Raw genomic sequence first — 12,991 nt, forward strand, 5'->3', positions numbered from 1 at the left:
CCGGTCACGGCAGGACGAGCAGCTGACCGGGGACCAGAGTGGCGTCGGGGAGCTCGTTGAGGGCCCGGATCTCGGCGATGACGGCGCGGATGTCGTCCCCCTCGTCCGCGACCGCGCCGGCGATGGACCAGAGCGTGTCGCCCGGCTGCACGACGACGCTGCTCTCCCCGGCCAGGCGCAGACCGCCGTCCTCACCCCCGCCGACGACCGAGCCCACCCAGGAGCCGAGGGCGACACCGATCGCCAGGCCGAGCACCACACCCAGCCGCCGCGCACGCCGGGTGAGCCGGAGCGTCGGAGCCACCCACGGATCGCCCGCGACGCGGGGCGGCGCCGGTCGTCGCGGCGTCGTCGAGCCCGCCGGGACCGGCCTGCGCACCTGTGCGGCAGCCGAATGCGTCCGGTGGGCCGCAGATCCGGCCACCGAGCGCCCGGTACCCGGGGCCGGGGGCGCCGGGTCGTGCCGCAGGTCCGGCACCGCGCGCAACCGCCCCTGCCGTCCGGCTCCACCCGCCAGCGGCGGGCGCCACGGCGCCTGCACCGCCTCGTCGAACTCCACCACGGCCTGCGCCACGCTTCCCACGACCTCTCCTCCCGACCCCGCACGTCCACCACGGCCTTCGAACGGCTGTTCGAATCGGACGTCTGTGCGATGTCTACCGGACGCCGCCGACAGAAGCGACCCGACACGGCCACCTTCTTCGAACACGTGTTTGAAAGCGGGCGCGATCGGCGCTACGGTTCGGAGGACGCGACCAGCACGGCTGCACCGGCAGCCCGCGAGGAGGAGACGTGGCGGAGACCAGCGGGACGTCGGGTGGCCGACGGACGCGCAGTACGGCGTCGGAACCGGACACGGAGAACGGCACCGCGTCGGTGCGCTCCTTCCCGGACCGCGGCGCCGACGGCGACGGGCTGACCCAGCGCCAGCGCCGGGTGCTGGAGGTCATCCGGGACTCCATCGACCGGCGCGGTTACCCCCCGTCGGTGCGCGAGATCGGTGAGGCGGTCGGCCTCTCCTCGGCCTCCTCGGTGGCCCACCAGCTCTCGGTCCTGCAGAAGAAGGGCTGGCTGCGTCGGGATCCCAACCGCCCGCGTGCCCTCGACGTCCGGCTGCCGGGCGACACGTCCCGTCCCGTCGCGCCGCTCGCCGAGCCGGTGGCCGGCACCGACGAGCCGCTCGCCGCTCCGACGTACGTGCCCCTGGTCGGCCGGATCGCCGCCGGTGGGCCCGTCCTCGCCGAGCAGGCGGTGGAGGACGTCTTCCCGCTGCCCCGCGAGCTGGTCGGCGAGGGCACCCTCTTCATGCTCAAGGTCGTCGGCGACTCGATGGTGGAAGCCGCCATCTGCGACGGCGACTGGGTCGTCGTGCGCCAGCAGCCCACCGCGGAGAACGGCGAGATCGTCGCCGCGATGATCGACGGCGAGGCGACGGTCAAGACCTACAAGCGGCGCGACGGGCACGTCTGGCTGCTGCCGCACAACCCGGCCTACGAGCCGATCCCCGGCGACGACGCGACGGTCCTGGGTCGCGTCGTCTCGGTGCTGCGCAGGGTCTGATCCCGGGCCCCGTCCGGGTCACCGGCCGCACGCGCGGGCGGTCGCCCGGACGGGGTGCCGGCAGCCGCGGTGGCTCAGGACCGCGGCCGGCGGCGCAGCTTGGGAACCAGCCACACCACGAGGGTCGCCACGGCGACCGCGATCAGCGCAGAGGTCACCGGCGACCTGCCCGAGCTGGTGAGCTCGGTGAGGCTGGGCACCGGGCCGTCGGACGGCGCCGCGGCGGACGCCGGTGTGACCGCGGGGATCGGCACCACGACCACGTCGCTGGGCACACCCTCGCTGGCGACGACGAGCTGCTGGTCGTCCCCGGTGAAGCTGATCGCCTCGCCCTGGGGTGACTCGGGCAGGGCCACCCGCACCGGGGTCCCGGCCAGGGCGCCCACGACATCCGGGCCCGACAGCGGCCACACGTAGGCATCGGTGTAGGTGCGCAACGCCAGCGCGTGCCCGTCGCCCGCTACCGCTCCCCCGGTGATGAGCAGCTGCCCGGCGCGTCCGACCGGGCCCCCGGGGGTGCCGGTGAGCGTCATGTTGACCGTCGCCACCCGCTCCATCGGAACGGTCGCCTCGGCCGACAGCGGACCGGTGGGCCGGTACACGCCGCTGGACCCCAGCACGTCCTTCGTGACCAGGTACGGCGTGCCGTCGGGCGCGAGCAGCAGCGCCTCGGAGTCGTGGGCGCCGTCGGGGTAGCTGAGCCGGTGCACGGCGGCGGACCCGTTCGGCCGCAGCGCCAGCAGGGCGACGGTCGAGCGCACGGAGTTGTTGTCGCCGGCGTCGGCCAGCCAGATGGTCCCGTCGGCACCCAGAGCGAGGTCCTCGGGGTCGTAGGGGTCGACCGCGGCGGTCCGCGTCTCGAGGACCTGGCACCCGGCGTCGAGCACCGAGACGCTGAGCGAGTCCCCGCCGTCGTTCATGACGAGCATGCGCTCGCCGAGGTCGACGAGCCCGGAGATCTCCGCCAGCGCAGGATCCGTGATCTGGCACCGGACGCTCGGTGCAGGAGCGTCCGGCTCCTGGGCGGCGGCGGTCGCCCCCACCGCGGGCAGGGAGGAGCCGAGGAGGACCGCCACCACGAGGCGTACCGCGCGGCTGGCACGCCGTCCTCCGAAGCCGCTACGCGGTCTGCCGGCCTGGTCGGGCACGAACCCAGCGTGACAGAACCATTGCGTCGAGTGCATGAACCACGCCCAGCAGCACGACCCCCACCGCGGCCCCGACGACCGCGTCGGTCACCCAGTGGAAGTCCAGCGAGACCATCGAGACACCGGTGGCGACCGGCCCGACGATGCTCAGCCACCAGAAGGCGCGCTGCACCCTGGCGGGCAGCGCGTACTCGACGGCCAGCCAGCGGGCGACTCCCCACATGATGACCGCATTGGCCACGTGCCCCGAGGGGAACGAGGCGCCGTCGGCATGGAAGAAGAGCTCGTCGGGGTGCCCGGGCGCAGTCCGACCGGTACCGAACTTGACCGCGTAGACGCCGACGGTCAGCGTGCCCAGCGCGAGCAGCACGCGCAGCAGCGGAACCGCCGTGCGATGCCGCCAGGCCAGGTAGCCGACGAGCACGGCCAGCACGATGAGGATCGTGCCTCGGCCGCCGAGCTGGGTGATCGCCCAGACGACCGGATAGGCGGCCGAGTCGCGCAGCCCCCAGCCGCGGACGACGTCGGAGACCCACAGGTCCAGCCGCTCCAGGGCACCGCCGGCGAGCAGGTCGGCGGTGATCAGGCCGCCCACGAGCACGGCGAGGAGCACGAGCCACCACGGCGGGCGGCCGATCGACACCACACGGGTGCGCTCCGGCGCGCCGGCGTCGCGCACCACGCCGCTCGTCATCCGTTCACCGTACCGGGCCGTGACCTGATCGTGATCCGAGCGCCGGGCGCGGCGGCGACGCTCAGCCGACCGGCGCGGCGAACTCCTCGAGCGCCGCGGCCAGCGCGCCGTCCACCTTCGCGGTCAGGCGGGTCCCCCCGGCCTCGTGCGCCTCGGCCAGCACCTCGCCGTCCCGGTGCACCCGGGCCACGAGGTCGCCGCGGTCGTAGGGCACCAGGACGTCGACGTCGGTGTCGGGGTGTGGCAGGCGGGCGGCGATCAGCTCGCGCAACGTGTCCATCCCGGCTCCGGTCCGGGCCGACACCCACACCGCTCCGGGCAGTGCCTGGCGGAGCGTGAGGATGGCCTCCTCGTCCATGGCGTCGACCTTGTTCACGACGATCACCTCGGGCACCGAGGAGGCGTCGATGTCCTGGAGGACGACGTGGACGGCGTTGATCTGGCCGAGCGGGTCGGGGTCGGAGCCGTCGACCACGTGCAGCAGCAGATCGGCCGCGGCCACCTCCTCCAGCGTCGACCGGAAGGCGTCGACCAGCTGGTGCGGCAGGTGCCGGACGAACCCCACGGTGTCGGTCAGCGTGTACTCGCGGCCGTCGGGGCCCTCGGCCCGGCGCACGGTGGGGTCCAGGGTCGCGAACAGCGCGTTCTCCACCAGGACGCCGGCACCGGTGAGCTGGTTGAGCAGGCTGGACTTGCCGGCGTTCGTGTAGCCGGCGATCGCCACGCTCGGCGTCGCGTTGCGGTCCCGGCTGCTGCGCTGGGTGGCCCGGGCGGTCGCCATACCGGCGATCTCGCGGCGGAGCTTGCTGACGCGCGTCCGGATGCGCCGGCGGTCGGTCTCGATTTTGGTCTCACCGGGGCCGCGGGTACCGATACCGCCACCGCCGGCCACACGACCACCGGCCTGCCGGGACAGCGACTCACCCCAGCCGCGCAGCCGCGGCAGCATGTACTGCATCTGCGCCAGCTCGACCTGGGCCTTGCCCTCCCTGCTGGTCGCGTGCTGGGCGAAGATGTCCAGGATCAGCGCCGTCCGGTCGACGACCTTGACCTTGAGCACCTTCTCCAGCTGGTTGAGCTGGCCGGGGGTCAGCTCACCGTCGCAGATCACCGTGTCCGCGCCCGTGGCGGCGACGATGTCGCGGATCTCGCCGGCCTTGCCCGACCCCACGTAGGTCGCGGCGTCCGGCTTGTCACGGCGCTGGCTGACCGCCTCCAGCACCTCCGAGCCGGCCGTCTCGGCGAGCGCGGCCAGCTCGGCCAGCGAGCGGTCCGCGTCGGCCTGCGTCCCCTCGGTCCAGACGCCGACGAGGACCACGCGCTCGAGGCGCAGCTGCCGGTACTCGACCTCGGTGACGTCGGCCAGCTCGGTGCCGAGCCCGGCCACGCGGCGCAGTGCGCCACGGGCCTCGAGGGCGTAGGACCCGGTGGTGTCGTCATTCGTGTCGGGTCGCGCGGCGGGCGCGGGGCGGGGCTCGTCGTCGAGCGGCATGCGCTCCGGGGCGGTCGTCATCGGGTCCAGCGTGGCACGGTCCGGCATGCGGGTCACCTCAGTTGTCATCACCGAGTGCAACGCAGAACCGGTCCGGGTGCATCCCGCGATCGCGGGTAGGGGTTCCGGGACCGCATTCCGCACGACGAGGAGGAACCGATGACCGCGAGCGGATCGAGCAGCCTCGGGGCGAACAGCGACGTGGAGGACCCCGGCCGGGACCCGGTGGGCATCGGCGGCCCGCCGCGCAACCCGATGGGCGGAGGCGCCGATCAGGACAGCGGCCGCGGGGCGCCACCCACCCCTCCGGCCACCGACGACGACGACGCGATGGTCCCCGTGCCGCCCGACGACGACCGCCGCTGAGGCGTCAGTCGCCGAGCCACTCCCGGCACAGCGATCCGGCCGAGACCAGCACCGCCGGGCCGGTGAGCACCGTCGTCCGGGGGCCGACCTGCACCGACAGGCGGCCCCCGGGGACGTCGACGACCACGGTCCCCTCGGCGCGGCCGGCGTCGGCGAGGGCCGCGTAGGCGGCCGCGCACGCCCCGGTGCCGCAGGAGCGGGTCTCCCCCACTCCCCGCTCGAACACCCGCAGCCGGATGTGCGCGCCCGGCTCCAGCACGTTGATCAGCTCGACGTTCACGCCGTCGGGGAAGAGGGCGGCGTCGAAGGCCGGTTCCCGGCTCAGGTCCAGGGTGTCGACGTCGACGTCGGTGAGCGCCGCCAGGTGAGGGTTGCCCATGGACACCGCCGGTCCGGTGAACGTCGAGCCACCCAGCTCGGCCGATCCGCGCCCGAACTCGCGTGCGGGACCCATGTCCACCCAGTAGCCGCCGTCGGCCGACGCCCCGACCCGGCGCGGACCGCCGCGGGTGCCGACCAGGACGCCGTCGAGGCACGCCGCCCGGTCCAGCAGCCCCTCTGCGACGAGCGCGTGGAGGAACAGCCGGATGCCGTTGCCGCACATCTCGGCGTAGGAGCCGTCGGCGTTGCGGTGGTCCATGAACCACTCGCAGGCCGCCAGCTCTTCGCCCAGGACGTCGGCGGCATCGGGCACGTGGGCACTGCGGACCAGCCGCAGGACGCCGTCCCCACCGAGCCCCGCGCGGCGGTCGCACAGCCGGCGGACCATCGCGTCGTCCAGCCGCTTCCCGGGCCACACGGAGCCGTCGGGGTCGGGCAGCACGACGAAGTCGTTCTCGGTGCCGTGCCCGATCAGCACGCGCGGGGTGGCGGTCACCGGCCGATCGTACGGTCGGCGATTCCGGCAAGAGCGGCGTCGAGCAGGTCGGGACGGGCGGCGTCCAGCCAGGTGGTCGTCGCATCGCGGCGGAACCAGGAGCGCTGCCGGCGCACGAACCGGCGGGTGGTGACCACCGTCCGCTCGCGGGCCTCGTCGGGGGTCAGCGTGCCGTCGAGCTGCGCGAGCACTTGCGCGTAGCCGAGCGCGCGCGACGCCGTCGGCCCCTCGCGCAGGCCGTCGGCGGCGAGGGCCTCCACCTCCGCGACGAACCCCGCGGCCCACATCCGGTCCACCCGCAGCGCGATCCGCGCGTCCAGCTCGGCCGGTTCCCGGTCCAGGCCCAGCACCACCGCCGGGTAGTACGGCACCGGCTCGGGCATCGTGGCCCGGAAGGGCCCGCCGGTGATCTCGACGACCTCCAGCGCGCGGACGATGCGCCGTCCGTTGCCGGGCAGGACCGCCGCCGCCGCTGCCGGGTCGACCGACGCCAGCCGGGCGTGCAGCGCCGCCGGTCCGACGACGGCCAGTTCCTCTTCGAGCCGGGCGCGCACGGCGGCGTCGGTGCCCGGGAAGTCGAGCTCGTCCAGGACCGCCCGGACGTAGAGCCCCGAGCCGCCGACCAGCAGCGGGACGACACCCGCGGCCCGCAGCCGGTCGATCTCCGCACGCGCCCGCTGCCGGTACTCGGCCACCGACGCCGGTTCGCGCACGTGCCACAGGTCCAGCAGGTGGTGCGGCACGCCGTCGCGCTCGGCCGCGTCGGGCTTGGCGGTGCCGATGTCCATGCCGCGATACAGCTGCATGGAGTCGGCGTTGACGACCTCGCCACCCAGCCGCTGGGCCAGCGCGACGGCCAGCGCGGTTTTCCCGGTGGCGGTGGGACCGACGACCGCCACCACCGCCGGCGCGTCGCTCATCGCGCCCACCAGTCGGCCACCAGGTATCCGACGCCGAACGGTGCGACGTCGGCATGCAGCCGCCCGGCGATCGAGCGGCCGGCCACGGCGCTGCCGACCGCGCGCCAGACCGGTACGCCGTCGGCCATCAGCCGCCGCCCCTCCGCAGGGTCGAGGGTCGCCAGAACCCCGGCGTCACCGTCGGCGAGCGCCCCGGCGACGACGGCGTCGAAGGGGGCGGCGGTCTCGTCGAGGTAGCCGGGTGCCTTCACGCCCCGTCGCGCCGATCCGTCACCCATCGCCAGCACCCCGACGGTCGCCGGGAGGGACCGCACCAGGTCGGGCAGGTCGTCCGGGCCGGTGCCCACCCGCGTCCCGGCGTACCCCGCCTCGTCCAGCAGCCATGCGCCGATCAGGTGGGGCACCGGCAGGCGACGGCCGCCGGGACGCACCCGACCGGAGAACGGGAGCTCGAGGTCGACGCCGAAGCCACGGAGGTCACCGGCGTCCCCGTCGCCGAAGCGCACCCCGGCCGGCGCCCCTGCGCCCACCACGACCACGATCTCCGGCGCCACGGCGAGCATGGCGGCCACCGCGTCGGCGCACGCGTGCCGCAGGGCGGTGGTGTCCGCGCCGGGCATGCCCTCCACCGCGGGGAGCAGCAGCGGTGCGGCGGGACAGAAGGCGACGGCGACACCGTCACCGCCGGAGGGAACGGGCGGTCCCCCGAATTCGGCGCTCACGCACTCAGTCTCGCCGATGGGACGTGGGACACTGCCGGAGTGTCGAGCACGGACAACCCCGGCAGCGGGGCGCAGCAGGCCACTCCACCGATTGTGGAGACTCCCGACGTCGCGACCCCGGAGGTGGAGCAGGTACCCGCGGCGGTGACGCCGGACGCCGGAACACCCGACGCGCCGGCACCTGCCGACGCCGCCCTCCCCGATCCCACCGAGGAGCCGACCGCCGGGGCGGGAGGCACGCAGGAGCCCGCTCCCGAGGTGGCCGTCCCGGCGGCCGAGACCCTCGAGACGGTCGCACCCGAGGCCGCGGCCCCTCCGGCCGAGCCCGAGGTCGCCACCGAGCTGCCGCCCGCCTCCGCGGAGGCGCCGGAGCAGCCGACGCCGGAGCAGCCGACGCCGGAGCAGCCGACGCCGGAGCAGTCGACGCCGGACCCGGTCACCCCGACCGCGGCGCCCGACGCCGAGGCACCGGCCGCCCCCGGGGTGGCTGCGCCCGCGGCGCCGACGCCCCCGCCCGCCGTGCCCTCCCCCGCGTCGATCGCGCCCGCGGCCGGACCCGCCAGCGACCCGTCCCAGTGGGGCCGGGTCGACGCCGACGGCACCGTCTACGTCCGCACCGCCGAGGGCGAGCGCGCCGTCGGCTCCTGGCAGGCCGGTGAGCCCGTGGCCGGCCTCGCCCACTACGCGCGCCGGTTCGACGACCTCGCCACCGAGGTGACTCTGCTCGAGGCCCGCTTGAAGGCGCACACCGGCAACCCGGCCGAGATCAAGAGCAAGGCGCAGGCGCTCGCCGAGTCGATCCCGGGCGCCGCCGCCGTCGGCGACCTCGACGGGCTCGCCGCCCGGGCCCGCGCGATGGTCGGGACCGCCGACGCCGCCGCCGCCGAGTTCCGGGCCGAGAAGGCCGCGGCCCGCGCCGCGCAGGTGGCTCGCAAGGAGGCGCTGGCCGCCGAGGCCGAGACGATCGCCGAGGAGTCCACGGCCTGGAAGGCCGCCGGGGACCGGCTCAAGGCGATCGTCGAGGAGTGGAAGACGATCCGGGGCATCGACCGGAAGACCGACGAGGCGCTGTGGACGCGCTTCGCCGCCGCGCGGGACGCCTTCGGCCGCCGCCGGGGTGCGCACTTCGCCCAGCTCGACGCCCAGCGCGGCGAGGCCCGCGCCGCCAAGCAGGAGCTGATCAAGGAGGCGCAGCGGCTCTCCACCTCCACCGACTGGGGCCCGACGAGCGCGGCGATGCGGTCGCTCATGGACCGCTGGAAGGCCGTGCCGCGCACCGGCCGGGACGGCGACGACGACCTGTGGAAGCAGTTCCGCGCCGCGCAGGACGTCTTCTTCGCCGCCCGCACCGAGTCGGACAAGGCCCGCACCAGCGAGGAGACCGCCAACCAGGCGCTCAAGGAGGAGCTGCTGGCCGAGGCCGAGCGGCTCGACCCGACCAAGGACCTCCGCGGGGCGCAGAACGCGCTGCGCAAGATCCAGGAGCGGTACGACGCCATCGGCCACGTGCCGCGCGGGGTCATGCGGCAGCTCGAGGACCGCATGCAGGCCGTGGAGCAGAAGGTCCGCGGCGCAGCCGACGCCGGCCGGCCCCGCGCCGCCGCGGAGAACCCGATGGTCACCTCCATGCGTGCCGCGGTGACCAAGGCCGAGGAGCAGCTGGCCAAGGCCGAGGCCGCCGGTGACCAGCGGCGGATCAGCGAGGCACAGGCCAACCTCGCCACCCGCCGCGAGTGGCTGGCCGAGGCGGAGAAGTCCGCCCGCCGGTAACCGCACCCCGCACGCAGAACGCCCCCGCACCGGGTTCCCGGGCGGGGGCGTTCCACGTGATGGCTCAGCAGCCGCTGGTCAGCACCGGCAGCGGGTCCGGGACGCCGATCCTCGGCATGCCCAGCGAGATCCCCGGGGTCGTGGGGCGGGTGCCGATCTCGCTCGCGTCGCCCGCGCGCGTCCGGCGGTGGGACAGCAGCGCGCCGTCGGCCACCAGGAAGTGCGGCTTGGCGTCGGTCACGACCGTCTCGACGACGTCGCCGGGCCGGACGCCGTCGGCCGACGTGAAGTGCACCAGCCGGCCGTCGCGGGCCCGGCCGGAGAGGCGCCCGGTGGCGGCGTCCTTGCTGCCCTCGCCAGCGGCGACCAGCAGCTCCACCCGCCGGCCGAGCTGCGCCCGGTTCTCCGCCCAGCTGATCTCCTCCTGCAGCGCGGTCAGCCGCAGGTACCGCTCCTGGACGACCTCCTTGGGCAGCTGCCCGTCCATCTCGGCGGCCGGCGTCCCCGGGCGCTTGGAGTACTGGAACGTGAAGGCGCTGGCGAACCGTGCCTGGCGCACGACCTCGAGGGTCTGCTCGAAGTCGGCCTCGGTCTCGCCGGGGAAGCCCACGATGATGTCGGTGGTGATCGCCGCATCGGGCATGGCCGCACGGACGCGATCGATGATGCCGAGGTAGCGGTCCTGCCGGTAGCCGCGGCGCATGCGGCGCAGCACGTCGTCGGACCCGCTCTGCAGCGGCATGTGCAGCTGGTGGCAGACCGCCGGGGTCTCGGCCATGGCCTCGATGACGTCGTCGGTGAACTCGCGCGGGTGCGGGCTGGTGAAGCGCACCCGCTCCAGGCCCTCGATCGCCCCCGTGGCCCGCAGCAGGTCCGCGAAGGCGCCCCGATCGCGGAACTCCACCCCGTAGGCGTTCACGTTCTGGCCCAGGAGCGTCACCTCGAGCACGCCCTGGTCGACCAGCGCCTGCACCTCGGCCAGGATCTCGCCGGGGCGCCGGTCCTTCTCCTTGCCGCGCAGCGCCGGGACGATGCAGAACGTGCAGGTGTTGTTGCAGCCCACGCTGATGGAGACCCAGCCCGAGTAGGCCGAGTCCCGCTTCGCCGGCAGCGTGGACGGGAAGACCTCGAGGGACTCGACGATCTCCACCTGCGCCGCGGCGTTGTGCCGGGCCCGGTCCAGCAGTGCGGGCAGCGACCCGACGTTGTGGGTGCCGAAGACGACGTCGACCCAGGGGGCGCGACGCACGATCTCGCCGCGGTCCTTCTGCGCCAGGCACCCCCCGACCGCGATCTGCATGCCCGGGTGCGCGTCCTTCACGGGACGCAGGTGGCCGAGGTTCCCGTAGAGCCTGTTGTCGGCGTTCTCCCGGACCGCGCAGGTGTTGAGGACGACGACGTCGGCGTCGTCACCCTCGGGCGCGGGGCGGTACCCGGCCTGCTCCAGCAGCCCGGACAGCCGCTCGGAGTCGTGGACGTTCATCTGGCACCCGTAGGTGCGCACGCGATAGGTGCGCTCGGGGCTCTGCACTGCGCTCTCCATGACAGCAGCGAGGGTACGGTGCCCGCGCCGGTGGGCTCCCGGACGACCGCAGGTGCCCCGGCAGGGGGAAAGATCCGCCTTCGTTACGGCTTCGTGATCCCACGGTTCGGGATCGGGCACCTTCCGCCCTTAGTGTCCCGGAGGTGACCAGCCGCCCGAACGGAGAGCCTCTCGTCCGCCTGTCCGGCGTCGACAAGTGGTTCGGCGAACTGCACGTCCTGCAGGACATCGACCTGGAGATCGGCCGGGGCGAGGTCGTCGTCGTGATCGGGCCCTCGGGCTCGGGCAAGTCGACGCTGTGCCGCGCCATCAACCGGCTGGAGCCCATCGACAACGGCGAGATCACCATCGACGGCGCGCTGCTGCCCGAGGAGGGCAAGGAGCTCGCCCGGCTGCGGGCCGACGTCGGCATGGTGTTCCAGAGCTTCAACCTCTTCGCGCACAAGACGGTCCTGGAGAACGTCGCGCTGGGGCCGGTCAAGGTCCGCAAGAAGCCGAAGGCCGAGGCCGACGCGCGGGCCCGGGAACTGCTCGAGCGGGTGGGCGTGGCCAACCAGGCCGACAAGTACCCCGCGCAGCTCTCCGGCGGTCAGCAGCAGCGCGTGGCCATCGCCCGCGCCCTGGCCATGGAGCCCAAGGTGATGCTCTTCGACGAGCCCACCTCGGCGCTGGACCCGGAGATGATCAACGAGGTCCTCGACGTCATGGTCGGCCTGGCCAAGGACGGCATGACGATGGTCGTGGTTACCCACGAGATGGGCTTCGCCCGCCGCGCGGCCAACCGCGTCGTGTTCATGGACGGCGGCAAGGTCGTCGAGACCGCCGAGCCGGAGACGTTCTTCACCAACCCGCAGTCGGACCGGGCCAAGGACTTCCTGTCCAAGATCCTCACCCACTGAACACCCCGCACCACCCAGCGAGAGGACCGAACCCATGCAGTTCCGCCGCACCGCCCTGGTCGCCGCCCTGTCCGTCGTCGCCCTGACCGCCGCCGCCTGCGGTGGCGACGACGACGACGCCGGCACCGACGTGCCGGTCGCCGAGTCCCCGGAGTTCGAGGAGGGCACGACCATGGCCGAGCTCGCCGAGGCGGGCTCGATCACCATCGGCACGAAGTACGACCAGCCCGGCTTCGGCCTGGAGAACCTCGAGGGCGAGCTCGAGGGCTTCGACGTCGAGGTCGCCAAGATCATCGCCGCCGAGCTCGGTATCGCCCCCGAGGACATCCAGTGGGAGCAGACCCCCTCCGCGGTGCGCGAGGAGGTCATCGAGGGTGGCGAGGTCGACATGGTCGTCGCCACCTACACGATCAACGACGAGCGTGCCGAGCGGATCACCTTCGCGGGCCCGTACTACGAGGCCGGCCAGCAGATCATGGTGCTGGACGAGAACGACGAGATCACCGGGCCCGAGTCCTTCCAGGAGAACCCCGACCTCAAGGTCTGCTCGGTCACCGGCTCCACCCCGGCGGAGCAGATCCGCGAGTACCTGGCCGACCCGGCCAGCCAGCTGACCCTCTTCGACGAGTACTCGCAGTGCGCCGACTCGCTGAGCAACGGCCAGGTCGACGCCGTCACCACCGACAACGTCATCCTGCTCGGTTTCGTCTCCGAGTCCGACGGCGAGTTCAAGCTCGTCGGCGAGCAGTTCACCGAGGAGCCCTACGGCATCGGCATCGAGAAGGGTGACGTCGCGTTCTGCGAGTTCATCAACGAGACGCTGCAGGAGAACGAGGACGCCTACATCGAGGCATGGGAGTCCACGGCCGGACAGATCGAGGGCACCCAGACCCCCGAGCTGCCCGAGCCCGCCGAGTGCGTCTGACCGACTGAGCACCGCTCCGCGGCCGGCCGGCGCACGCCGGCCGGCCGCGGACGCGCGCAGAGAAACACACCCGGG

General features: G+C 74.0%; 13 protein-coding genes. 5 read left to right on the forward strand and 8 right to left on the reverse strand.

The window, feature by feature from the left end; all coding sequences use genetic code 11:
• Positions 1-4: 4 nt before the first annotated feature.
• Positions 5-583, reverse strand: coding sequence for a LysM peptidoglycan-binding domain-containing protein (locus tag ACI793_RS09385; protein WP_456606111.1), 579 nt, complete (start codon positions 581-583; stop codon positions 5-7).
• Between the two features lie 209 nt (positions 584-792).
• On the opposite strand from ACI793_RS09385, the gene lexA reads away from it, so the two are divergent.
• Positions 793-1,560 (forward strand): transcriptional repressor LexA, encoded by a 768-nt coding sequence (gene lexA / locus ACI793_RS09390; protein WP_456606112.1) that lies wholly within the window; start codon positions 793-795, stop codon positions 1,558-1,560.
• A gap of 74 nt (positions 1,561-1,634) precedes the next feature.
• Here the strand turns inward: lexA and ACI793_RS09395 are convergent, their stop codons facing one another.
• The 3 genes from ACI793_RS09395 to hflX all read right to left on the reverse strand — a co-directional run bounded on the left by ACI793_RS09395 (position 1,635) and on the right by hflX (position 4,942).
• Positions 1,635-2,639: a hypothetical protein gene (locus tag ACI793_RS09395; RefSeq protein ID WP_456606113.1), complete on the reverse strand. Its 1,005-nt coding sequence runs from the start codon at positions 2,637-2,639 to the stop codon at positions 1,635-1,637.
• 40 nt (positions 2,640-2,679) lie between these two features.
• On the reverse strand, positions 2,680-3,402 hold the full coding sequence (locus tag ACI793_RS09400; RefSeq protein ID WP_456606114.1) for a phosphatase PAP2 family protein: 723 nt from the start codon (positions 3,400-3,402) through the stop codon (positions 2,680-2,682).
• A gap of 61 nt (positions 3,403-3,463) precedes the next feature.
• Positions 3,464-4,942, reverse strand: a complete 1,479-nt coding sequence (gene hflX / locus ACI793_RS09405) for a GTPase HflX (protein WP_456606115.1) — start codon at positions 4,940-4,942, stop codon at positions 3,464-3,466.
• Positions 4,943-5,053: 111 nt separating this feature from the next.
• On the opposite strand from hflX, the gene ACI793_RS09410 reads away from it, so the two are divergent.
• Positions 5,054-5,260: a hypothetical protein gene (locus ACI793_RS09410; protein WP_456606116.1), complete on the forward strand. Its 207-nt coding sequence runs from the start codon at positions 5,054-5,056 to the stop codon at positions 5,258-5,260.
• A gap of 4 nt (positions 5,261-5,264) precedes the next feature.
• On the opposite strand, the gene dapF is transcribed toward ACI793_RS09410, so the two are convergent.
• Genes dapF through ACI793_RS09425 form a run of 3 tightly spaced genes read right to left on the reverse strand, consistent with a single transcriptional unit; the run spans position 5,265 to position 7,779 of the window.
• Positions 5,265-6,137, reverse strand: coding sequence for a diaminopimelate epimerase (gene dapF / locus ACI793_RS09415; RefSeq protein WP_456606117.1), 873 nt, complete (start codon positions 6,135-6,137; stop codon positions 5,265-5,267).
• Positions 6,134-7,057: a tRNA (adenosine(37)-N6)-dimethylallyltransferase MiaA gene (miaA, locus tag ACI793_RS09420; RefSeq protein ID WP_456606118.1), complete on the reverse strand. Its 924-nt coding sequence runs from the start codon at positions 7,055-7,057 to the stop codon at positions 6,134-6,136. The genes dapF and miaA overlap by 4 nt, the downstream gene beginning before the upstream one ends.
• Positions 7,054-7,779, reverse strand: coding sequence for a hypothetical protein (locus tag ACI793_RS09425; RefSeq protein WP_456606119.1), 726 nt, complete (start codon positions 7,777-7,779; stop codon positions 7,054-7,056). Before ACI793_RS09425 ends, miaA begins: the two co-directional genes overlap by 4 nt.
• A 39-nt stretch (positions 7,780-7,818) precedes the next feature.
• On the opposite strand from ACI793_RS09425, the gene ACI793_RS09430 reads away from it, so the two are divergent.
• Positions 7,819-9,549, forward strand: a complete 1,731-nt coding sequence (locus ACI793_RS09430) for a DUF349 domain-containing protein (protein ID WP_456606120.1) — start codon at positions 7,819-7,821, stop codon at positions 9,547-9,549.
• 64 nt (positions 9,550-9,613) lie between these two features.
• Here ACI793_RS09430 and miaB read toward each other — a convergent pair whose 3' ends face one another.
• Positions 9,614-11,092, reverse strand: coding sequence for a tRNA (N6-isopentenyl adenosine(37)-C2)-methylthiotransferase MiaB (gene miaB, locus ACI793_RS09435; RefSeq protein ID WP_456606121.1), 1,479 nt, complete (start codon positions 11,090-11,092; stop codon positions 9,614-9,616).
• Positions 11,093-11,235: 143 nt separating this feature from the next.
• Between miaB and ACI793_RS09440 the strand changes: the two genes are divergently transcribed.
• The gene (locus ACI793_RS09440; RefSeq protein ID WP_456606122.1) at positions 11,236-11,991 is read left to right on the forward strand and encodes an amino acid ABC transporter ATP-binding protein; all 756 of its coding nucleotides are present in this window, start codon (positions 11,236-11,238) and stop codon (positions 11,989-11,991) included.
• A 34-nt stretch (positions 11,992-12,025) separates the two neighbouring features.
• Complete coding sequence (locus tag ACI793_RS09445; protein WP_456606123.1) at positions 12,026-12,916, forward strand: glutamate ABC transporter substrate-binding protein; 891 nt, start codon at positions 12,026-12,028, stop codon at positions 12,914-12,916.
• Positions 12,917-12,991 lie beyond the last annotated feature (75 nt).

The sequence above is a fragment of the Blastococcus sp. SYSU DS0617 genome (assembly GCF_054051075.1).

Bases quoted from the DNA above. Each gene is read 5' to 3' on its own strand.
- ACI793_RS09400 (WP_456606114.1), bottom strand. From the start codon at position 3,402: ATGACGAGCGGCGTGGTGCGCGACGCCGGCGCGCCGGAGCGCACCCGT.
- hflX (WP_456606115.1), bottom strand. From the start codon at position 4,942: ATGCCGGACCGTGCCACGCTGGACCCGATGACGACCGCCCCGGAGCGC.
- ACI793_RS09410 (WP_456606116.1), top strand. From the start codon at position 5,054: ATGACCGCGAGCGGATCGAGCAGCCTCGGGGCGAACAGCGACGTGGAG.
- miaA (WP_456606118.1), bottom strand. From the start codon at position 7,057: ATGAGCGACGCGCCGGCGGTGGTGGCGGTCGTCGGTCCCACCGCCACC.
- miaB (WP_456606121.1), bottom strand. From the start codon at position 11,092: ATGGAGAGCGCAGTGCAGAGCCCCGAGCGCACCTATCGCGTGCGCACC.
- ACI793_RS09445 (WP_456606123.1), top strand. From the start codon at position 12,026: ATGCAGTTCCGCCGCACCGCCCTGGTCGCCGCCCTGTCCGTCGTCGCC.